Below are 24,795 nucleotides of genomic sequence, written 5' to 3'. Positions count from 1 at the left end.
CGGCATTTGAGTCTTGAAGCGACGAACCAGATGCCCCGGCAACGCTTCACCACTGCACAGCACGCGCCGCAGGTCACTGAAGCCCTGGCTGTCGCCATGTTCCAGAAAAGCCTCGAGCATTGAGGGCACGAAGTGCATCAGGGTGATGCGTTGCTCACGTATCACCTGAGCCATGTAAGCCGGGTCCTGATGGCCGCCCGGTCGGGCCATGTGTAACTGCGCACCGGCCAGCAAGGGCAGGAAGAATTCCCACACCGACACGTCGAAGCCGAAGGGCGTCTTTTGCAGGACGCGGTCGGTCTCATTCACTCTGTAGTGGTCCCGCGCCCAAAGCAGACGATTGACCACACCACGGTGCTCGTTCATCACGCCCTTGGGCGTACCGGTTGAGCCCGAGGTGTACAGCACGTAAGCCAGGTGAGCCGAGGTCAGACCAGGCACGTGTGGATTGGCAACCGGTTGATCCTGCAATGACTGAGTGTCCAGATCGATCACCGGCACTGATACATCGGCCAGCAGACCCCGAGTAGCGCTGTGAGTCAGGACTGCGGCGGGAGCGCTGTCCTGCAGCATATGGGCTATCCGGTCCGCAGGATAAGCCGGGTCCAGCGGCACATAACTGCTGCCTGCCTTCAGGATCGCGAGTAAACCAATCACCATCGACTCGCTACGCTCGGCGCAGATCGCTACCCGGCCATCCGGTCTGGCTCCGCTATCGATCAAGTGATGCGCCAGTTGGTTGGCCCGGTTGTTCAGCTCGCGATAGCTCAGGCGCAGATCGCCATGCACCAAAGCGACCGCTTGCGGGGTACGCTCGACCAGGGCTTCGAACAAGCCGTGGAGGGTCTGCTCTAGCGGATAATCGAATTCAGTCGCATTGAAGCCGACCACCAGTTGATCGCGCTCCTGTTCCGGCATGACCGAGAAACTGTACAAGGGCGCCTGAGGTGCATGTTCAAGTACATGCACCAGGCTTTCCAGTGCTGCCTGCATGTAGTTGCAGACACGCTGCGCACCGATGTCGACAACGGTCTGGGCGTTGAGTACGAAGTCCTCCCCCAGATCGTCCACGTTCAAAGCCAACGGGTAGTTGCTGCGTTCCTCTGCGCCCAGGCTTTGAATGCCCGCCCATGCAGCACTGGCCTCCGGACTCAAGACTTCGCTGCCACTGTGCCGGTAGTTGAGCATGGCGCTGAACAGCGGCAGCTCGCCAGATACACCGCTGCAGCGTTGCGCCAGTGCCAGTGAGGCATGCTCGTGCTCGAGCAGTGCCGAAAGCTGTGCATGAGTGGCTTTGACGCTGGCCTGAGCACCCTGATGACCCAGGTCAATGCGCATCGGCAAGGTGTTGATGAACATGCCCAGCGCGCGGTCAGTCCCCGCGCTGCCGCTCATGCGGCCCATCAGAACGGTGCCGAAGACCACTACGTCGCGTGCTGAAAAGCGTCCGATGACCTGAGCCCAGGCCAGGTGCACTAGGCTGGCCGCACTCACCCCGGACTGTCGGGCCTGCTTGCGCAGGCGCTTGCTCAACGTGACATCGATACGGTGGTGAACTTCATCGATCGCGCGGCCGTCGCCTTGCACATTGTGCAGGTTGAACGGCAGGGTCGGCTCGTCGATGTCGCCAAGCAGATCGCGAAAGAAGGCTTCGTGGGCATCGAGACTGACGCCCAGACGGGCTTGGGCAACATAGTTGCGGTAAGGCTCTGATGCAGGCAGCTCATGGCCTTCACCCAGCATCAGGGCCTGTACTTCGTGACGCATCACCTCCATAGCCGTGTGGTCGAGCACCATGTGATGGCACAGCAGCAACGAGACGATGCGCTGGTTGGGTGCATCGTAGGCACTGACCAGCCGCATCAAGGGCGCCTGGCCCAGGTTCAGGCGATAGTGCCGAGGGTCATAGCGGTGCTGCAGTTGCGTGGAGATATCGCCCTGCGCCGGGTCAAGGTCAAGGTTTTCCATGCCCAGGGAAGCCTGACGCCAGACCACTTGTACAGGTTCATCCAGACCTTCCCACAGCAAAGAGGTGCGAAGGATGTCGTGGCGCTGGATCAACTGTTGCAACGCCTGGCTGAATGCGTCCAGACGGGCTTGATCCTGAAAGGCGAAAACCGATTTCAGTACGTAGGGATCGCCGCGTTCAGCGCTGAGGTGGTGGTAAAGAATGCCTTCTTGCAATGGCGCCAGGGCATAGATGTCTTGCACATTGGCTACACCACCTGGCACACGGGCCACGATGCGGTCGATGGCATCCTGATTCAGATCCACCAACGGCAGCATGTCCGGAGTGATGTGTTCGCCGTCCTTAGGAATCAGGTTGGCCGGCACCACGACTTCCGTGCGACGGCCATTGCCTATGGCTGCACTCAGCGCCGCCACGGTCGACTGGTTAAACAGCATGCGAACATCGGTGTTCAGGCCGATATGGCGCATGCGCTCGATCAGCTTCACGGCCAGCAGCGAGTGGCCGCCGAGCTCGAAGAAGTGGTCATGACGACCCACCTGATCGATGCCCAGCAGGTCCTGCCAGATATTGGCAATGATCTGTTCGGTAGCACCTTGAGGCGCCTCGTATTCGCGGCTGACCAGGGCCAGTTGATCGGGGGCGGGCAAGGCCTTGCGGTCCAGTTTGCCATTGGGAGTCAGCGGCAGAGAGTCAAGACGGACGTAGGCGGCGGGGATCATGTAGTCCGGCAGGTGTGCCTGCAAATGGGCACGCAGGGTTTCGATGTCCAGCGTTTCGTCCGCCACCTGTGATGTGTAGTAGGCCGCCAGACGCTTATCACCCGGCACGTCTTCGCGTGCCATGACTACTGCTTCTTTTACCGATTCATGTTTTGCCAGACAGGCTTCGATCTCACCCAGTTCGATACGGAAACCACGGATCTTGACCTGATCATCGTTTCGGCCCAGGTATTCGATGTTGCCATCGACCAGCCAGCGGCCCAGATCGCCTGTTTTGTACATCCGGGCGTTCGGAATCTTGCTGAATGGATCGCTCAGGAAGCGCTCGGCGGTCAGGTCATCACGGTTCAGGTAACCCCGTGCTACACCGGCACCGCCGATGTGGATTTCTCCTGGTACACCCAGCGGTACGGGCTGCATCTGTTTATCCAGCAGGTAAAACTGGGTGTTGCCGACGGGTTTACCAATGTGCGCCGCAAAACCCTGTTCGCGGTCCATTGATACCCAGCTTGAGTATGTGGTGGTTTCCGACGGGCCATAGAGGTTGCACAGGCGTTTGACGCTGGTCTGTTCGAACAGGCTCTCCACCAGGCTGCGTTTCAGCGCTTCACCGGCGACGTTGACGGTGTGCACGCTTTCACTCAATCCACCTGACTCCAGCAGCGCTTTAAGCGCCGAAGGTACGGTGTTGATCAAGGTAATATCGTGTTCATCCTGCTGCAGTGCCAGCACATTAGTGACCACATCGACGCTGCCACCGCAGGTCAGTGGCGCGAAGCACTCGTAGACCGCGAGGTCGAAGTTCAGTGAGGTAGAGAACAGGGTTTTTTCCAGTGCAGAGCCGTCGAAAGCCGTGTGCGCCCAGGTCAGGAAATTCACCGTGTTGCGGTGTTCGATCATCACGCCTTTTGGCAGACCGGTGGAGCCGGAGGTGTAGATCACATAGGCCAGATGGGCCGGCGTCAGGCTCGGCACGTGCGGGTTCTGGACGGATTGCGCCTGCAAAGCGGTATCGTCCAGATTGATCAACGGCACCGAAACATCCGCCAACAGAGCCAGTGTCGTGCTTTGCGCCAGCACTGCTGCCGGGGCACTGTCCTGCAACATGTAGGCAATTCGGTCCGCAGGATAAGCCGGATCCAGCGGCACGTAACCGCCGCCTGCTTTCAAAATGGCCAGCAGACCGACGACTATCGACTCACTACGTTCTACGCAGATGGCGACACGAGAATCCGGTTTGACCCCGATATCACGCAAGTGATGCGCCAGCTGGTTGGCCCTGTTATTCAGCTCGCGATAACTCAGGCGAACATCGCCATGCACCACCGCGGCCGCTTTTGGGGTGCGCTCGACCTGGGCTTCGAACAAGCCATGGATGGTCTGCTCCAGAGGGTATTTCAGCGCGGTGGTATTGAAGTCCACCAGCAGTTTTTGTAGCTCCTCCTGCGGCAGGATTGGCAACGTGTTGAGTGCGGATGACGGGGCGTCTTCCAATGCCTTGACCAAACTTTCCAACGCCGTTTGCACGTAGCCAGCGATCCGTTCAGCCCCGATGTCGACCGGGCAGGTGAGGGTGAAAGTAAAGCCCAAGCCCTCATCATCAACGTTCAAGGCTAACGGGTAGTTGGTGCGTTCCACGCCTTTGAACCGCTCGATATCGATCCAGGTACCCAGCCCCTCTGCGGTACTCGATGTGGCGGTGTGGCGATAGTTGATCAAGGCGCTAAACAATGGAGTCGGCGCCTGCACCCCGCTGCAACGCTGAGCCAGTACCAGAGACGCATGTTCATGGCCGAAGAGGGCGGTCAGGCGGGCGTGGGTCTGCTTCACGCCGTTGCGTACGCCTTGGTTGCCCAGCTCGACGCGCAACGGCAGGGTGTTGATGAACATCCCCAACGAGCGGTCGGCGCCGTCGCCACCTTGCATCCGGCCCATCAGTACGGTGCCGAAGACCACCTCATCTTTGCCGGTGACTTTGCTCAGCACCTGAGCCCAGGCCAGGTGGTAAAGGCTGGCCACACTGACGCCCAGGCTCTGTGCATGCTGGCGCAAGCGGCCGGCCAGTTCAGCCTCGACCTCTTGGCGCACTTCTTCGAGTTCACTGCCATCGCCTTGTACATCGTGCAGGTCGAACGGCAGGGTGGGCTCGTCGATGTCGCCGAGCAGTTCGCGGAAGAAGGCTTCGTGAGACTCGATACTGACGCCCAATCGCGCCTGCGCCACGTAGTTGCGGTACGGCACGGAGACCGGCAGTTGGTCTTCCTGGCCCTGCATGCAGGCTTCGATCTCATGCGCCAGTACGGGTAACGAGGTGGCGTCGTTGATCAGGTGATGGAACACCAGCAACGCTGCCCAGCGGTCATTGACTGAGTCACGGGCATAGGCGATACGCATCATAGGCGCCTGACGAATGTCCAGGTGGTGGTGACGCGGGTCGAGGGCTTCCTGCAACTGCGCGGGGTCGATGCGGATCTCTTCCACGCTTAGCTCGGCATGGCGCCAGACCACCTGAACCGGTTCATCGAGGTCCTCCCAAATTACGCTGGTGCGCAAGATGTCGTGGCGGGCAATCACCGTCTGCAAGGCCGCAGCGAGCTGATGCACGCGTTCCTGGCTGTCAAAGTTGAACAGTACCGTTCGCCGGTATGGATCATCCTCGGGGGCCATCAGGTGGTGGTAAAGAATACCTTCCTGCAGCGGTGCCAACGGGTAGATATCCTGTACGTTGGCCACGCCGCCCGGCACACGGGTCACGATCTGGTCGATGAAGTTCTGAGTCAGGTCCGCCAGCGGCAGCATGTCCGGAGTGATTTTCCGGCAGTCGGGCTCGATGAGATTGGCAGGGACGATGATTTCGCTGTTATTGCCCACCGCAGCGGCCAGCGCAGCCAACGTCGGTTGACCAAACAGGGTTCGCACATCGGCACTCAGGCCGATCTGACGCATGCGTTCGATCAGCTTCACGGCCTGCAGCGAGTGGCCGCCGAGCTCGAAGAAGTGGTCATGACGACCCACCTGATCGATGCCCAACAGGTCTTGCCAGATATCGGCAATGGCCCGTTCGGTAGCCCCTTGCGGCGCCTGGTACTCGCGGCTGACCAAGGCAAGCTGATCGGGAGCGGGCAGGGCCTTACGGTCCAGCTTGCCGTTGGGGGTCAACGGTAGAGACTCAAGACGGACATAGGCCGCAGGCACCATGTAATCCGGCAGTTGATTCAGCAAATGCTCGCGCAGTACGTCGAGGCTCACTTCAGCATCCGCGGTGACGTAGGCCACCAGGCGTTTATCACCCGGCACATCATCGCGGGCCATGACTACTGCTTCTTTTACCGATTCATGTTTTGCAAGACAGGCTTCGATTTCACCCAGTTCGATACGGAAACCCCGGATCTTGACCTGATCATCGTTTCGGCCCAGGTATTCGATGTTGCCATCGACCAGCCAGCGGCCTAGATCGCCGGTTTTGTACATCCGGGCGTTCGGGGCCTTGCTGAATGGATCGCTAAGGAAGCGCTCAGCGGTCAGGTCATCACGATTCAGATAACCGCGAGCGACACCGGCACCACCGATGTAGATTTCTCCCGGCACACCCAGCGGGACGGGCTGCATCTGTTTATCCAGCAAGTAAAACTGAGTGTTGCCGACGGGTTTGCCGATGTGCGCAGCGAAGCCCTGTTCCCGATCCATGGCCACCCAGCTTGAGTAGGTAGTGGTTTCCGACGGGCCATAGAGGTTGCACAGGCGTTTGACGTGGGTCTGCTCGAACAGGCTTTCCGCCAGACTGCGTTTCAGCGCTTCACCGGCGACGTTGACGGTGTGCACGCTTTCACGCAAACCACCCGATTCCAGCAGCGCCTTGAGGGCCGAAGGTACGGTGTTGATCAGCGTGACATCGTGTTCACCCTGCTGCAGTGCCAGCACATCAGTGACCACATCGATGCTGCCACCCGACGTCAGCGGTGCAAAACACTCGTAGACCGCGAGGTCGAAGTTCAGTGAGGTAGAGAACAGGGTTTTTTCCAGTGCAGAGCCGTCGAAAGCCGTGTGCGCCCAGGTCAGGAAATTCACCGTGTTGCGGTGTTCGATCATCACGCCTTTTGGCAGACCGGTGGAGCCGGAGGTATAGATCACATAGGCCAGATGGGCCGGCGTCAGGCTCGACACGTGCGGGTTCTGGACGGATTGCGCCTGCAAAGCGGCGTCGTCCAGATTGATCAGCGGCACCGAGACATCCGCCAACAGACCCAGTGTCATGTTTTGTGCCAGAACCGCCGCTGGTGCGCTGTCCTGCAACATGTAGGCAATTCGGTCCGCAGGGTAAGCCGGGTCCAGCGGCACATACCCGCCGCCTGCTTTCAAAATGGCCAGAAGACCGACGACCATAGCCTCACTGCGTTCGACGCAGATGGCGACACGAGAATCCGGTTTGACTCCGATATCACGCAAGTGATGCGCCAGTTGGTTGGCCCGGTTATTCAGCTCGCGGTAGCTCAGGCGGACATCGCCATGCACCACAGCGACCGCTTGCGGTGTGCGCTCGACCTGGACTTCGAACAATCCATGAATGGTCTGCTCCAGCGGGTAATCCAGCGTGGTGGCGTTGAACTCGACCATCAGTTGATGGCGTTCCTGTTCCGGCAGGATCGACAGGTTGTGCAAGAGAGCCTGAGGTGCATGCTCAAGTGCTTCCACCAAACTTTCCAAGGCCGCCTGCATATAGGCGCAGACCCTTTGCGCGTCTGCCTGCCCGGCAACCAGAGCCGTGAGTTTGAAGCCATCGCCCAAGTCATCGACGTTCAGGGTCAGTGGGTAGTTGGTGCGTTCTTCCCCACCCAGCACTTCAATACCGTGCCAGGCGTAGAGCGCTTCTGCCGAGGCGGTGCCAGCCGCGCTATGCCGGTAGTTGAGCAAGGCACTGAATAACGGCGCCGGCGCAGCTACACCGCTGCAGCGTTGCGCCAGAGCCAGCGAGGCATGCTCATGCTCAAGCAGTGCCGACAGTTGTGCATGAGTGGCTTGAGCGCTTGCCTGAGCCCCCTGATGACCCACATTAATACGCATGGGCAAAGTGTTGATGAACATCCCCAGGGCGCGGTCAGCACCTTCTCCGCTATTCATGCGGCCCATCAGTACGGTGCCGAAAACCACATCGTCCTTGCCAGAAATCCGGCTCAGCACCTGTGCCCACGCCAAGTGATGCAGGCAGGCTGCGCTGACGCCCAACTGCCGGGCCTGCACACGCAAGCGCTTGCTCAGGGACGAATCCAGCGGCAGATGAGCCTCTTTGACACCGCTGCCGTCACCTTGTACATCGTGCAGGTCAAACGGCAGGGTGGGTTCGTCGATGTCGCCGAGCAGTTCGCGGAAGAAGGCTTCGTGGGCCTCAATGCTGACGCCCAGACGCGCCTGAGCCACGTAGTTGCGGTACGGCACCGAGACGGGCAATTGCTGTTCCTGGCCGAGCATGCAGGCTTCGACTTCGCGGGAAATAATGGCCAGTGAGGTGACATCGTCAATCAGATGATGAAACCGCAGCATTGCCACCCAGCGCTCGTTAGCCGGGTCTTGCGCGCACACCATGTGCATCAGCGGTGCCTGACGAAGATCCAGGCGATGGTGACGCGGGTCGAAACGCTCGTGTAACCGGGCGGCAATATCGCCATCGGTCGGCTCCAGCAGCACGCGCTCAAGCGTCAGGTGCGCTTCGCGCCAGACCAGCTGAACCGGGTCGTCGAGGCCTTCCCAGAGTACGCTGGTGCGCAAGATGTCGTGGCGAGCAATCACCGTCTGCAGGGCCGCAGCAAACTGATGCACGCGTTCCAGGCTGTCAAAACCGAACAATACATATTGCAGGTACGGGTCCCCCTCGGCGGCCATCAGATGATGGTAAAGAATGCCTTCTTGCAATGGCGCCAGAGCATAGATGTCCTGCACGTTGGCCGCGCCGCCGGGCACCGTGGTCACGATGCGATCTATGGCATCCTGATTCAGGTCCACCAACGGCAGCATGTCCGGAGTGATTTTCCGGCAACCGGGCTCGATGGGATTGGCCGGTACTGCCACTTCCGTGCCGCCACCCACGGCAGCGGCCAGCGCCACCAGGGTTGGCTGGCTGAACAGCACGCGCACATCGGCGCTCATGTTCTGTTGGCGCATGCGCTCGATCAGCTTCACGGCGAGCAGCGAGTGTCCGCCCAGTTCGAAGAAGTGGTCATGACGACCCACTTGGTCGATGCTCAGCAGGTCTTGCCAGATATCGGCAATGGCCCGTTCGGTGGCACCTTGCGGCGCCTGGTAGTCGCGGCTGATCACCGACGACAGATCCGGAGCGGGCAGGGCATTGCGGTCCAGTTTGCCGTTGGGGGTCAGCGGCATGGACTCGAGACGGACGTAGGCCGTGGGCACCATGTAGTCCGGCAATTGCGCCTGCAAATGGGCACGCAAGGTTTCGATGTGCAGGTGATCATTTTCTGCGGACGAGGTGAAGTACGCCACCAGACGCTTGTCGCCGGGTACGTCTTCGCGGGCCATGACCACAGCGTCATGAACGGCCTCATGTGCGGCCAGTTTGGCTTCGATCTCACCCAGTTCGATACGGAAACCGCGGATCTTGACCTGATCATCGTTTCGCCCCATGTACTCGAGGCTGCCGTCGGCCAGCCAACGCACCAGATCTCCGGTGCGGTACAGCCGGGCGCCGGGCTGTTCGCTGAACGGGTTGGCCAGAAAGCGCTCTTCATTCAGATCGGGACGATTCAGGTAGTCACGGGCAACCCCCGCGCCGCCGACATACAGCTCACCGGCCACGCCCAGAGGCACGGGCTGGCGTAAGGCATCGAGCACATAAAGCTGCAAATCCGGTATTTGCCGGCCAATCGGGCTGACGCCTGTGCGCTCGGCATCGGCGGCCTGCAACGGGTAATACGTCACGTGCACCGTGGTTTCGGTGATGCCGTACATGTTCGCCAGTTGCGTCCCTGCGTTGGCCGGCCTGGCGTACCAGGGTTGGAGCATGGCCGTATCCAGTGCTTCGCCACCGAAGATCACCTGACGCAACGAGTGCGATTGCTGGCTTTCGCCTTGTGCCGCGATCAATTGACGGAACGCGCTTGGGGTCTGGTTGAGCACCGTGACGCCAGTGTCGCAGAGCAGCGCATAGCATTCCTGCGGCGAACGGCTGACCAGGTGCGGCACGATCAGCAGTTGCCCGCCGTGCACCAGTGCACCCCAGATTTCCCAGACCGAGAAGTCGAAAGCGAACGAATGGAACAGCGCCCAGACGTCATTGGCGTTGAAGCCGAACCATGCGTCGGTGGCCGAGAACAGACGCGCCACGTTGCGATGTTCGACCTGCACGCCCTTGGGCAGGCCGGTGGAGCCGGAGGTGTAGATTACATAGGCCAAATGGGCCGGCGTCAGGCCCTGCACGTGCGGATTCTGGACGGATTGTGCCTGTAAAGCGGCATCGTCCAGATTGATAACAGGCAGAGAGCCGAGCGACAGCACGTCCGCTGTCGAGGTTTGCACCAGCACTGCGACCGGTGCGCTGTCCTGCAGCAGATAGGCCAGGCGTTCAGCGGGGTAAGCGGGATCCAGCGGCACATACGCACCGCCCGCCTTCAAAATACCCAGCAAGCCCACCACCATTTCCAGGCTGCGCTGCGCACAGATCCCGACCCGATCATCCGGCTGGATACCCAGGCCGATCAGGTAATGTGCCAGTCGATTCGCCCGGGCGTTGAGTTCGCCATAGGTCAGGCTTCCGGCGTCATCGACCACCGCCAGGGCATCCGGCTGTTGTGCCGCCTGTTCCTCGAACAGTTGATGGAGCAACTTGTCCGCCGGGAAGGCCGCTGCCGTATCGTTGAACGACTCCAATACCTGCCGACGTTGCTCGCACGACAGCAGCGGCAGTTCTCCGACCGCTTGCTGGTCATCCGCCACCATGCCTTCCAGAAGCACCTGCAGGTGCCCCGCCATCCGTTCGATCGTTGCACGCTCGAACAGATCGCTCGCGTATTCCAGAGAGCCGATCAACCCGCCATCCGCCTCGACCAGCGCAAGCGACAGGTCGAACTGGGCCGTCGTGTGCGGCGCTTGCAGCGGCTCCAGGCTCAGCTCCGGCAGGCTGAGTTCGCTGCCGCCCGGGGTATTGTTCAGCGCCAGCATGACCTGGAAGATCGGGCTGTGACCCAGGCTGCGCGGGGGCTGCAGCGCCTCCACCACCTGCTCGAACGGCAGGTCCTGATGTGCATGCGCCGCCAGCATGACCGCCTTGACCTGCTCCAGCAACGCCGCCACGCTCAGGCGCCCTTCCGGCCGGATGCGCAGCGCCAGTGTGTTGACGAAGAAGCCGATCAGCGACTCCAGTTCGCTGCGCGGACGATTCGCCACCGGCGTGCCGATCACCACATCGTCCTGCCCGCTGAAGCGGCTCAACAGACTCGACCAGCCCGCCAGCAAGGTCATGAACAGCGTCGCACCGTGACGCTGACCCAACTGTCGCAACCCTGCCGTCAATGCCGGGCTCAGGGCCAGGCTCACTCGTCCGCCGGCATAACTGCGCAACGGTGGGCGGCGGTGGTCGGTTGGCAGCTCCAGCAAGGCCGGTGCGCCACTCAGGTGCTGCCGCCAAAAGTCGACCTGCGTTTGCAGGGTTTCGCCCTGCAACCACTGCCGCTGCCACGCGGCGTAGTCAACATACTGGAAGGCCAGTGCCGGCAGAGGATCGGCCAGCCCCTGGCTGAAGGCGCGGTACAACGTACCGATTTCGTGTAGCAGAACGCCCGTCGACCAACCGTCCGAAACGATATGGTGCTGCGTCACCAGCAGGATGTGCTCCGCCTCCGACAGTTGCACAAGCCGCCCGCGAATCAGCGGACCGCTCGACAAGTCGAATGGCGCCAGCGCCTCCTCGCCAGCGAGCCGCTCTACGGCCTCGTGTTGCGCCGCGCTGTCCAGCGGGCGCAGGTCATGAGTGACCAGGGCGAACCCTTGGGTCGCTGGCGCGATCACCTGGATCGCCTGACCCTCGTGCAAGGCAAAATGGGTGCGCAGGGTTTCATGACGCGCCACGATCCGGTCCAGCGTGGCCTGCAAGGCCTCGCTGTCCAATCGGCCGCGCAAGCGCAGTCCCGCCGGGATGTGATAAGCAGCCCCCGCCGCCCGGTCCAGTTGATCGAGGAACCACAAGCGTTGCTGCGCCCAAGACAGCGGCAAAGGCAGATCGCGATCCACCAGCGTCAACGGCGTCTGCGCCGATAGCCGGGCGTTCGCCACCTGACGTGCCAGACCTTGCAGTGTCGGCTCGGCAAACACATCCCGCAGCGCCACTTCGACTTCGAAGCGCTGACGCAGACGCGACACCAGTTGTACCGCCAGTAACGAATGCCCGCCCAGTTCGAAGAAGTGGTCATGACGACCTACCCGCTCCAGCCCCAGCAACGCCTGCCAGATCTCTGCCAGCGCATGCTCGACGTCACCTGCCGGCGCCTCATAGACGCGACTGGCATAAGCGTCGTCCTCCGGCGCCGGCAATGCCCGACGATCCAGCTTGCCGCTCGGCGTTTGCGGAAAACGCGCCACCGTTACGAAGGCACTCGGAATCATGTATTCCGCCAGCCCTTGCGACAGTTGCTCGCGCAACTGCGCCGCCGACAATACGGCACCTTCCTGCGACGTCAGGTACGCCACCAGGCGTTTGTCTCCGGGACGGTGCTCGCGCACCAGCACCACCGCCTCCCTGACTCCAGGGCACTCAGACAGTTTCGACTCAATCTCGCCCAGTTCGATACGAAAACCGCGTAGCTTGACCTGATCGTCGTTACGCCCCAGATACTCGATATTGCCGTCCGCCAACCAGCGCCCCAGATCGCCGCTCCTGTACATGCGCGCCGCCGGCTCGGCACTGAACGGGTCGTCCAGGAAACGCTCCGCCGTCAGTTCGGGCAGATTCAGATAGCCACGGGCAACCCCAGCGCCGCCGATATGGATCTCGCCGCTGACCCCGATGGGCACCGGCTGGCCGTGTGTATCCAGCAGGTAAATCCGTGTATTCGCGATCGGACGGCCGATTGGAAGTGAATGACCCGCTTGAACAGCGCTGTCGCACAGGTAAAAAGTAGAGTCACCCGCCGCTTCCGACGAACCGTAGAAATTCAGTATCGTGGCCGAAGGTAACCAGGCGCGAGTGCGAGCAAGCAGGGAGGCCGAAAACACCTCGCCACTGCAAACGATCAGCCGCTTTTCTGGCGAAATTTGTCGGTTCTCTATCCTCGACAGTTCTTCCAGCAGTGAAGGGACAAGAACCAGACGGGTCAACTGATGCTCTGTAACCGCCTGCCATAGCTGTAGCGGATCCCTGGAGGCCAGCGGCGACACGATATGCAGCTGCGCGCCAAACAGTAAGGGCATCAGCGTTTCAGTCACCGAATCGAGAAAACTGATCGACGTTTTTTGTGCATGCTTTTCGAGTCGCTGACCACCGAAAGTGCTATGCATCCAGTAAAGACGGTTAACCATGGCCTGATGTGGACCGCCCACGCCTTTGGGTTTACCGGAGGAGCCCGAGGTATAAATCACATAGGCCAGGTGCTGCGGCGTGATGGCCGGCACTACAGGATTGTGTTCAGCTTCAACCTCCCACTCGCCATCTTGCAGATCGAGCGTCGGCACCGCCAACTCGCCCAGCAACGGCCGGGTCTCGGCCTGCACCAGCACCGCCACCGGCGTGCTGTCCTCCAGCATGTAGCGCAACCGCTGCTCCGGATACGCAGGATCCAGCGGCACATACGCGCCACCTGCCTTAAAAATCCCCAGCAAGCCCACCACCATTTCCAGGCTGCGCTGCGCACAGATCGCAACCCGATCATCCGGCTGGATACCCAGGCCGATCAGGTAATGTGCCAGTTGATTCGCCCGGGCGTTGAGTTCGCCATAGGTCAGGCTTCCGGCGTCATCGACCACCGCCAGGGCATCGGGCTGTTGTGCCGCCTGTTCCTCGAACAGTTGATGAATCAACTTGTCCGCCGGGTAGGCCGCTGCCGTATCGTTGAACGACTCCAGTACCTGCCGACGTTGCTCGCAGGACAGCAGCGGCAGTTCTGCGACTGATTGCTGGTCATCCGCCACCATGCCTTCCAGAAGCACCTGCAGGTGCCCCGCCATCCGCTCGATCGTTGCACGCTCGAACAGATCGCTCGCGTATTCAAGAGAGCCGATCAACCCGCCATCCGCCTCGACCAGCGCAAGCGACAGGTCGAACTGGGCCGTCGTGTGCGGCGCTTGCAGCGGCTCCAGGCTCAGCTCCGGCAGGCTGAATTCGCCGCCGCCCGGGGTGTTGTTCAGCGCCAGCATGACCTGGAAGATCGGGCTATGACCCAGGCTGCGCGGGGGTTGCAGCGCCTCCACCACCTGCTCGAACGGCAGGTCCTGATGCGCGTGCGCCGCCAGCATGACCGCCTTGACCTGCTCCAGCAACGCCGCCACGCTCAGGCCCCCTTCCGGCCGGATGCGCAGCGCCAGTGTGTTGACGAAGAAGCCAATCAGCGACTCCAGTTCGCTGCGCGGACGATTTGCCACCGGCGTGCCGATCACCACATCGTCCTGCCCGCTGAAGCGGCTCAGCAGACTCGACCAGCCCGCCAGCAAGGTCATGAACAGCGTCGCACCGTGACGCTGACCCAACTGCCGCAACCCTGCCGTCAACTCCGGGCTCAGGGCCAGGCTCACCCGTCCGCCGGCATAACTGCGCAACGGTGGGCGGCGGTGGTCGGTTGGCAGCTCCAGCAAGGCCGGTGCGCCACTCAGGTGCTGCCGCCAGAACTCGACCTGCGTTTGCAGGGTTTCGCCCTGCAACCACTGCCGCTGCCACGCCGCGTAGTCGACATACTGGAAGGCCAGTGCCGGCAGAGGATCAGCCAGCCCCTGGCTGAAGGCGCGGTACAACGTACCGATTTCGTGCAGCAGAACGCCCGTTGACCAACCGTCCGAAACGATATGGTGCTGGGTCACCAGCAGGATGTGCTCCATCTCCGACAGTTGCACAAGCCGCCCGCGAATCAGCGGACCGCTCGACAAGTCGAATGGTGCCAGCGCCTCCTCGCCAGCGAGCCGCTCTACGGCCTCGTGTTGCGTCTCGTCTTGCGTCTTGTGTTGTGCCGCGCTGTCCAGAGCGCGCAGGTCATGAGTGACCAAGGCGAACCCTTGAGTCGCCGGCGCGATCACCTGGATCGCCTGACCCTCGTGCAAGGCAAAATGGGTGCGCAGGGTTTCGTGGCGCGCCACGATCCGGTCCAGCGTGGCCTGCAAGGCCTCGCTGTCCAATCGGCCGCGCAACCGTAGTCCCGCCGGGATGTGATAAGCAGCCCCCGCCGCCCGGTCCAGTTGATCGAGGAACCACAAGCGTTGCTGCGCCCACGACAGCGGCAAAGGTAGATCGCGATCCACCAGCGTCAACGGCGTCTGCGCCGAGAGCCGGGCGTTCGCCACCTGACGTGCCAGACCTTGCAGCGTCGGCTCGGCAAACACATCCCGCAGCGCCACTTCGACTTCGAAGCGCTGACGCAGACGCGACACCAGTTGTACCGCCAGTAACGAATGCCCGCCCAGTTCGAAGAAGTGGTCGTGGCGACCGACACGCTCCAGCCCCAGCAATACCTGCCAGATCTCTGCCAGCGCATGCTCGACGTCACCTGCCGGCGCCTCGTAATCACGACTGGCATAAGCGTCGTCTTCCGGCGCCGGCAATGCCCGTCGATCCAGCTTGCCGTTCGGCGTCAGCGGGAAACGCGTCAGCGTTACAAAGGCGCTCGGAATCATGTACTCCGCCAGCCCTTGCGACAGTTGCTCACGCAACTGTGCCGCCGACAACACGGCGCCTTCCCGCGCCGTCAAATACGCCACCAGGCGTTTGTCTCCGGGACGCTGCTCGCGCACCAGCACCACCGCCTCCCTGACTCCAGGACAAGCCGCCAGCTGCGACTCGATCTCGCCCAGCTCGATACGGAAGCCGCGGAGCTTGACCTGATCGTCGTTGCGCCCCAGGTACTCAAGGCTGCCATCGGCCGACCAGCGCACCAGATCTCCGGTGCGATACAGCCGGGCACCGGGCTGTTCGTTGAACGGGTTGTCGAGGAAGCGTTGTTCATTCAGCTCAGGGCGGTTCAGGTAGCCGCGTGCTACACCAGTGCCACCGACATACAACTCACCGACCACGCCCATAGGCACGGGCTGGCGCTGGTTATCGAGCACATAAAGCTGCAAATCCGGAATCCGCACACCAATCGGGCTGAGGCCCGCGTACTGGGCATCGGCGGCCTGCAGCGGGTAATACGTCACATGCACCGTGGTTTCGGTGATGCCGTACATATTGACTAGTTGCGTCCCAGCGTTGGCCGGTCTGGCGTACCAGGGTTGGAGCATGGCGGTGTCCAGCGCTTCGCCACCGAAGATCACCTGACGCAACGAGTGCGATTGCTGGCTTTCACCTTGAGCGGCAATCAACTGCCGGAAGGCACTTGGCGTCTGGTTCAACACCGTCACGCCTGCATCACACAACAAGGCATAGCATTCCTGCGGCGAACGGCTGACCAGTTGCGGGATGATCAGCAGCTGCCCGCCGTGCACCAGCGCGCCCCAGATTTCCCAGACCGAGAAGTCGAAAGCAAACGAGTGGAACAGTGCCCAGACGTCATTGGCGTTGAAGCCGAACCACGCGTCGGTGGCCGAGAAAAGACGCGCTACGTTGCGATGTTCGACCTGCACGCCTTTTGGCAAACCGGTGGAGCCGGAGGTGTAGATTACGTAGGCCAAATGGGCCGGGGTCAGGCCCGGTATGTGCGGATTCTGGACGGATTGCGTCTGCAAAGCCGTGTCGTCCAGATTGATAACAGGCAGCGAACCGAGCGTCAGCACATCCGCAGTCGCGGCCTGCACCAGCACTGCGACCGGTGCGCTGTCCTGCAGCAGATAGGCCAGACGTTCAACCGGATAGGCGGGGTCAAGCGGCACGTAGCCCGCGCCTGCCTTGAGGATCGCCAGCAGGCCGACGATCATGCCCGGCCCGCGCTCTACGCAGATTGCCACCCGGTCATCCGGGCCGATGCCCAGTTCGATCAACTGGTGCGCCAACTGGTTGGCCCGGTTATTCAGCTCGCGATAACTCAGGCGGACATCGCCATGCACCAAAGCGACCGCTTCCGGCGTACGGTCGACCTGCACTTCGAACAGGCCATGAATGGTCTGTTCTAGTGGGTAATCCAGCGTGGTGGCATTGAAGTCGACAATCAGTTGGTTGCGTTCCTGTTCTGGCAGGATCGAGAGGCTGTGCAAGGGCGCCTGTGGTGCATACTCAAGTGCTTCCACCAGGCTTTGCAGCGCCATGTGCACGTAACCAGCGATCCGTTCCGCCCCGATGTCGACCGGGCAGGTGAGGGTCAAGGCGAAACCCTGGCCCTGATCATCCACGTTCAAGGCTAACGGGTAGTTGGTGCGCTCCGTGCCTTTTAACCGTTCGATATCGATCCAGGCACCCAGACCCTCGACGGTACTATTCGGTGCGTCGATGTGGCGATAGTTGAGCAAGGCGCTGAACAACGGAGTCGGTGCCTGCACCCCGCTGCAGCGCTGAGCCAGTACCAGAGACGCGTGTTCATGACCGAGCAGCGCGGTCAGGCGATCGTGGGTCTGCTTCACGCCGTTGCGTACGCCCTGACTGCCCAGTTCGACCCGCAACGGCAGGGTGTTGATGAACATCCCCAAGGAGCGATCTGCGCCGTCGCCACCCTGCATCCGGCCCATCAGTACGGTGCCGAAGACCACCTCTTCTTTGCCGGTGACCTGGCCCAGTACCTGAGCCCAAGCCAGGTGATACAGGCTGGCCGCACTGACGCCGAGGCTCTGTGCCTGCTGGCGCAAGCGGCCGGCCAGTTCAGCCTCGACCTGCTGGCGCACTTCTTCGAGTTCGCTGCCATCGCCCTGCACATCGTGCAAGTCGAAAGGCAGGGTGGGTTCGTAAATGTCGCCGAGTAGTTCGCGGAAGAAAGCTTCGTGGGCTTCGAGGCTGACGCCCAATCGCGCCTGCGCCACGTAGTTGCGGTAAGGCACCGAGGCGGGCAGCAGGTGTTCCTGACCCTGCATACAGGCTTCGATCTCATGGGCCAGCACGGGTAGCGAGGTGGCGTCGTTGATCAGGTGATGGAATACCAGCAGCGCTGCCCAGCGGTCATTGACGGGGTCGTGGGCATAGGCGATGCGCATCATGGGTGCCTGGCGGATGTCCAGGTGGTGGTGACGCGGGTCCAGGGCTTCCTGCAATTGCGCGGAATCGAGGTTAATCTCTTCCACGCTCAGCTCGGCATGGCGCCAGACCACCTGAACCGGTTCGTCGAGGTCTTCCCAGAGTACGCTGGTGCGTAAGATGTCGTGGCGGGCAATCAACGTCTGCAAGGCCGCAGCAAGCTGTTGCACACGTTCCTGGCTGTCAAAATTGAACAGCACTGTTCGCCGGTATGGATCATCCTCGGGGGCCATCAGATGGTGGTACAGAATGCCTTCCTGCAGTGGCGCCAAGGCATAGATGTCCTGCACGTTGACCACGCCACCCGGCACACGGGTCACGATCTGGTCGATGGCACCCTGGCTCAGGTCCACCAGTGGCAACATGCCCGGAGTGATGTATTCGCAGCCCTCAGGGATCAGGTTGGCCGGCACCACGATTTCCGTGCCGCCGCCCACGGCTGCGGCCAGCGCGGCCAGGGTTGGCTGGCTGAATAACACACGCACGTCGGCGCTCATACTTTGTTGGCGCATGCGCTCGATCAGCTTCACGGCGAGCAGCGAGTGACCGCCGAGCTCGAAGAAGTGGTCATGACGACCGACCTGATCAATGCTCAGCAGGTCTTGCCAGATATCGGCAATGGCCCGTTCGGTGGCGCCTTGCGGCGCCTGGTATTCGCGGCTGATCACCGACGACAGATCGGGAGCGGGCAGGGCGTTGCGGTCCAGTTTGCCGTTGGGAGTCAGCGGCAGAGACTCAAGACGGACGTAGGCCGCGGGCACCATGTAGTCCGGCAGGTGTGCCTGCAAATGGGCACGTAGAGTTTCGATGTCCAGCGTTTCGTCCGCTACCCGTGATGTGTAATAGGCCACCAGACGCTTATCACCCGGCACGTCTTCGCGGGCCATGACTACTGCTTCTTTTACCGATTCATGTTTTGCCAGACAGGCTTCGATCTCACCCAGTTCGATACGGAAACCCCGGATCTTGACCTGATCATCGTTTCGGCCCAGGTATTCGATGTTGCCATCGACCAGCCAGCGGCCCAGATCACCGGTTTTGTACATCCGCGCGTTCGGGACTTTGCTGAACGGGTCACGCAGGAACCGCTCAGCGGTCAGGTCATCACGGTTCAGGTAACCCCGAGCGACCCCGGCACCGCCGATGTGGATTTCTCCCGGCACGCCCAATGGCACTGGCTGCATCTGCGCGTCAAGCAGGTAAAACTGTGTATTGCCAACCGGCTTGCCAATGTGCGCCGCAAAACCCTGTTCGCGGTCCATTGATACCCAGCTTGAGTATGTGGTGGTTTCCGACGGACCATAGAGGTTGCACAGACGTTTGACGCTGGTCTGCTCGAACAGGCTTTCCGCCAGGCTGCGCTTCAGCGCTTCACCGGCGACGTTGACGGTGTGCACGCTTCTCAATCCACCTGACTCCAGCAGCGCTTTAAGCGCCGAAGGTACGGTGTTGATCAAGCTAACGTCGTGGTCACCGTGCTGCAGTGCCAGCACATTAGTGACCACATCGACGCTGCCACCGGATGTCAGTGGCGCGAAGCACTCGTAGACCGCGAGGTCGAAGTTCAGCGAGGTGGAGAACAGGGTTTTTGCCAGCACCGTCGAATCAAATGATTGATGCGCCCAGGTCAGGAAGTTCACGGCGTTACGGTGTTCGATCATTACGCCTTTTGGCAGACCGGTCGAACCCGAGGTGTAGATTATGTAGGCCAAGTGGGCCGGTGTCAGGTCTGGGATCAGCAGATTGGCGACCGATTTCCCCTTCCAGCTATCGCTATCCAGCGCAATGGCCGGCACTGAAACGCCCGCAAGCAAGCCCAATGTCGTGCTTTGTGCCAGCACCGCAGTCGGCGCGCTGTCCTGCAACATGTAGGCAATTCGGTCCGCAGGATAAGCCGGATCCAGCGGCACGTAACCGCCGCCTGCTTTCAAAATGGCCAGCAGACCGACGACCATCGACTCACTACGTTCTACGCAGATGGCGACACGAGAATCCGGTTTGACCCCGATATCACGCAAGTGATGCGCCAGCTGGTTGGCCCTGTTATTCAGCTCACGGTAGCTCAGGCGGACATCACCATGCACCACAGCGACCGCTTGCGGTGTGCGCTCGACCTGGGCTTCGAACAGCCCATGAATGGTCTGCTCCAGCGGGTAATCCAGCGCGGTGGCGTTGAAGTCCACCAGCAGTTTTTGTAGCTCCTCCTGCGGCAGGATTGGCAACGTGTTGAGCGCGGATGACGGTGCGTCTTCCAATGCCTTGACCAGGCTTTCCAGTGCTTCCTGCATGTAGTTGCAGACACGTTGTGCACCGATGTCGACAACGGTCTGGGCGTTGAGCACGAAGTCCTCACCCAGATCGTCCACGTTCATAGCCAATGGGTAGTTGCTGCGTTCCTCTGCGTTCAATACGTGAATGCCAGCCCATACAGCATTGGCTTCGAGACTCGACGCTTCGTCGCCGCTGTGCCGGTAGTTGAGCAGGGCGCTGAACAACGGCAGATCGCCAGGTACACCGCTGCAGCGTTGCGCCAGTGCCAGCGAGGCATGCTCATGTTCGAGCAGCGCCGACAGCTGCGCATGAGTAGCTTTGACGCTGGCCTGAGCCCCCTGATGACCCAGGTCAATGCGCATCGGCAAGGTGTTGATGAACATGCCCAGCGCCTTGTCCGTGCCCGCCGAGCCGCTCATGCGGCCCATCAGGACGGTGCCGAAGACCACGACGTCGCGTCCGGAAAAGCGTCCGACGACCTGGGCCCAGGCGAGGTGCACCAGGCTGGCTGCGCTCACACCGGACAGCCGAGCCTGCTTGCGCAGGCGCTGGCTCAACGTGTCATCGATACGGTGATGCACTTCTTCGATCGTGCGGCCGTCGCCTTGCACATCGCGCAGGTCGAACGGCAGGGTGGGCTCGTCGATGTCGCCGAGCAGATCGCGGAAGAAGGCTTCGTGGGATTCGAGACTGACGCCCAGACGGGCCTGAGCGACGTAGTTGCGGTAAGGCACCGAGGCATGCAGTTCATGGCCTTCACCCGACATAAGGGCCTGTATTTCGTTACGCATTACTTCCAGAGCGGTGTGATCGAGCACGAGGTGATGGCACAGCAGCAACGAGACGATGCGCTGGTTGGGTGCATCGTAGGCACTGACCAGCCGCATCAAGGGTGCCTGCCCCAGATCCAGTCGATAGTGCCGAGGGTCATACCGATCCTGCAGTTGCGCAGAGATATCGCCCTGCGCCGGGTCGAGGTCTAGGGTTTCCATGCTCAGGGAAGCCTGACGCCAGACCACTTGCACAGGTTCATCCAGGCCTTCCCAGAGCAGGGAAGTGCGAAGAATATCGTGGCGCTGGATCAGCTGTTGCAGTGCCTGGCTGAATGCGTCCAGACGTGCTTGATCCTGAAAGGCGAAAACCGATTTCAGTACGTAGGGATCGCCGCGTTCAGCGCTGAGGTGGTGGTACAGAATGCCTTCCTGCAGGGGCGCCAGGGCATAGATATCCTGCACGTTGGCCGCGCCGCCGGGCACCGTGGTCACGATGCGATTGATTGCTGCCTGGGTGAGGTCGGCCAGTGGCAGCATGTCCGGGGTGATGAGCTCGCAGCCCTTTGGTATCAGATTGGCCGGCACCACGATTTCCGTGCCGCCGCCCACAGCTGCGGCTAGCGCGGCCAAGGTCGGCTGGCTAAACAGTACGCGCACGTCGGCACTCAGGCCGATCTCGCGCATGCGCTCAATCAGCTTGACGGCCAGCAATGAATGCGCGCCCAGTTCGAAAAAGTGATCATGGCGACCCACCTGTTCAATGCTCAGCAGTGTTTGCCAGATACCAGCGATGGCGGTCTCGATGTCACCAATAGGCGCCTCGTATTTACGGCTGACCATCGACGACTGGTCGGGAGCGGGCAGGGCGTTGCGATCCAGCTTGCCGTTTGAAGTCTGGGGCAGCGAATCGATGCGCACATAAGCAGAGGGCACCATGTAATCCGGCAGTTGCGCCTGCAAATGCTCGCGCAGTACGTCACGGCCCACTTCAGCATCCGCGGTGAAGTAGGCCACCAGACGTTTGTCGCCCGGCACGTCTTCACGGGCCATGATCACGGCTTCCTTCACCGATTCATGTTTTGCCAGCAGCGCTTCGATCTCTCCCAGCTCGATACGGAAACCCCGAATCTTGACCTGATCGTCATTACGTCCCAGATACTCGAGGCTGCCATCGACCGACCAGCGCACCAGGTCGCCGGTGCGGTACAGCCGGGCATCGGGCTGTTCGCTGAACGGGTTGGCGAGGAAGCGTTGTTCATTCAGCTCAGGGCGATTCAGGTAGCCTCGCGCAACCCCGGCGCCACCCACATACAACTCACCGACCACGCCCACAGGCACGGGCTCGCTGCGGTTATCCAGCACATAGAGCTGCAAGTCCGGTATTCGCCGGCCAATCGGGCTGAGGCCCGCGTTCTGGGCATCGGCAGCCTGCAGCGGGTAATACGTCACATGCACCGTGGTTTCAGTGATGCCGTACATGTTCACCAATTGCGTTCCGGCGTTGGCCGGTCTGGCGTACCAGGGCTTGAGCATGGCGGTGTCCAGCGCTTCGCCACCGAAGATCACTTGACGCAGGGCGTGCGTCTGCTGGCTTTCACCTTGAGTGGCAATCAACTGCCGGAACGCGCTCGGCGTCTGGTTAAGCACCGTGACGCCCGCGTCGCAGAGCAGCGCATAGCATTCCTGCGGCGAACGGCTGACCAGTTGCGGGATGATCAGCAGTTGCCCACCGTGAACCAGCGCGCCCCAGATTTCCCAGACCGAGAAGTCGAAAGCGAACGAGTGGAACAGCGCCCAGACGTCATTGGCGTTGAAGCCGAACCACGCCTCGGTGGCCGAGAACAGACGCGCCACGTTGCGATGCTCGACCTGCACGCCTTTGGGCAAACCGGTGGAGCCGGAGGTGTAGATCACGTAGGCCAGATGGGCCGGGTTCTGGCCCTGCACGTGCGGATTCTGTACGGATTGCGCCTGTAAAGCGGCATCGTCCAGATTGATGACGGGCATCGAGCCAAGCGACAGCACATCCGCTGTCGCAGTTTGCAGCAGCACGGCGACCGGTGCGCTGTCCTGCAGCAGATAGGCCAGACGTTCAGTAGGGTAGGCGGGGTCCAGCGGAACGTAGCCCGCGCCTGCCTTGAGGATCGCCAACAGACCTACGATCATGCCCGGTCCACGCTCTACGCAGATTGCCACCCGATCATCCAGGCCGATGCCCTGTTCGATCAGGTGATGCGCCACTTGATTGGCTTTACGGTTCAGTTCGGCGTAAGTCAGTACCTTGCCGGTGTGGTCGCTGACTGCGCAGGCGTCTGGTTGGCGTTCGGCCTGTCGCTCGAATCGGGTGTGAATGAGCTCGTCGTGTGGGTAAAGGTGTTCTGCAGCATTGAATGTCTGCAGCAGTTGTTGCTGTTCGGCCTTCGACATAATCGGAAAGTGCGAAACCGGCGTGTCTTGCCATTCGATCACGTGGGTGAGCATTGAAAGAATGCGCGTTTGAATCTGCTGCACTTCTTCGCGCGTGAAAAACGCCGTATTGAAGTTGAAGTCCAGATAAACGTCTTTGTCCGGGTGATAGTCACAGGTGGAAATCGCCAGCGGCAGGCGTTCATACCCGCTGTACTGGCGGAAGACTTCGGTCGGGCTATTCCCGAATAGCGCATTTGTGTCGAGGCTTTCAAACGACAGTGACAGGTCAAACAGTTGCCGACGGCCCGTCTGGCCAAGTTTCAGGACTCTGTTAAGTTCTTCGATCGGAAAGCGTTGATGCCGGTAGCTGCGGCGCAAGCTGGCGGAAGTAGCCTGCATCAGTTGCAGAAACGAGGCCTCTGGGTCCACGTCGAGACGGACGGGGTTCAAGGAGGAAAACATGCCCGCCGTGTTCTTCTGATAAGCCGTTGTCCTGTTGTGGACCGGCATGCCGATGACGATGGAATCAACACCGGTGGTACGGCAGAAGTACGTGCTGATGATGCTTATGAAAATATGCGCAAGTGACAGGTTTTTGCCGCGTGCAAACTGCGCAAGTTCATTGAACAGCCGCCGGGGAATCTTCATCTGGCTCAGTGCGCTGGGCGCTACGCGGTTGTCGGCCACCGCGACGCGTGGCTGTAGCAAAGGGGGCGGGAGCTCGGCATACAGCTCTTTCCAGAACGCCTTGTCACGTTCGAAGCGGGGTGATCCTGCATAGGCTTGATCTTCTGCGAGGAACGACAGATAAGCGTTCCCCTGAGGTGGGTTGTGGTCATCACGCAGCAAACCGTTGTAAGCATCTGCGACAGCGTGAAGAAGCAAATGGACCGTGACGCCATCACATATCAGGTGGTGGTAACGGTGCAGGCAGTAATACCGATCCGGCCCGCAGCGCACGAGCCGGGCCTCCCAAAGCACCTCACTCACCAGGTTGAATGGCTGACGAAAAGCATCCTGCAGGTACGCCTTTACATGCTGCTCTGAAGCCTGTTCGCCAGAAAACTCGACAACGCTTAACTGCGACTTGACGTAAGGCAGCACACGCTGACGTACATTGCCGCCTTGCACTCTGAGCACCAAGCGCAAGGCGTCATGGCGATCCACGACCAACTGGAACGCTTTCTCGAAAAGCGCAACATCCAGTTCCCCCTTGATCTCCAGGACCATGCCGATGTTGTAGTAGGGCAGTTCAGGGTTCGCGATCTGGTCAAACCAGATACCTTGCTGAGGGGAGGTGAGTTCGAAGTATGGACTTTTATTGTCGAACATTGGCAAGTCAGCGGAGATCAT

At 60.9% G+C, this 24,795-nt stretch carries 1 protein-coding gene (cut by a window edge); it reads right to left on the bottom strand.

Annotated elements, in window-relative coordinates:
* Positions 1–24,795 carry the 5' portion of a non-ribosomal peptide synthetase gene (locus JOE29_RS20930; protein ID WP_210079831.1) on the bottom strand. The gene continues 8,196 nt to the left of window position 1, outside the view, so 24,795 of the gene's 32,991 nt are visible here — the first part of the coding sequence; the start codon lies at positions 24,793–24,795; the stop codon falls past the left edge of the window.

The sequence above is a fragment of the Pseudomonas sp. PvP009 genome, assembly GCF_017832995.1.
GTDB classification, from domain to species: Bacteria; Pseudomonadota; Gammaproteobacteria; order Pseudomonadales; family Pseudomonadaceae; genus Aquipseudomonas; species Aquipseudomonas syringae.
The sequence above is the reverse complement of the archived record's forward strand: the minus strand, read 5'-3'. Positions and strand labels throughout refer to the sequence as shown.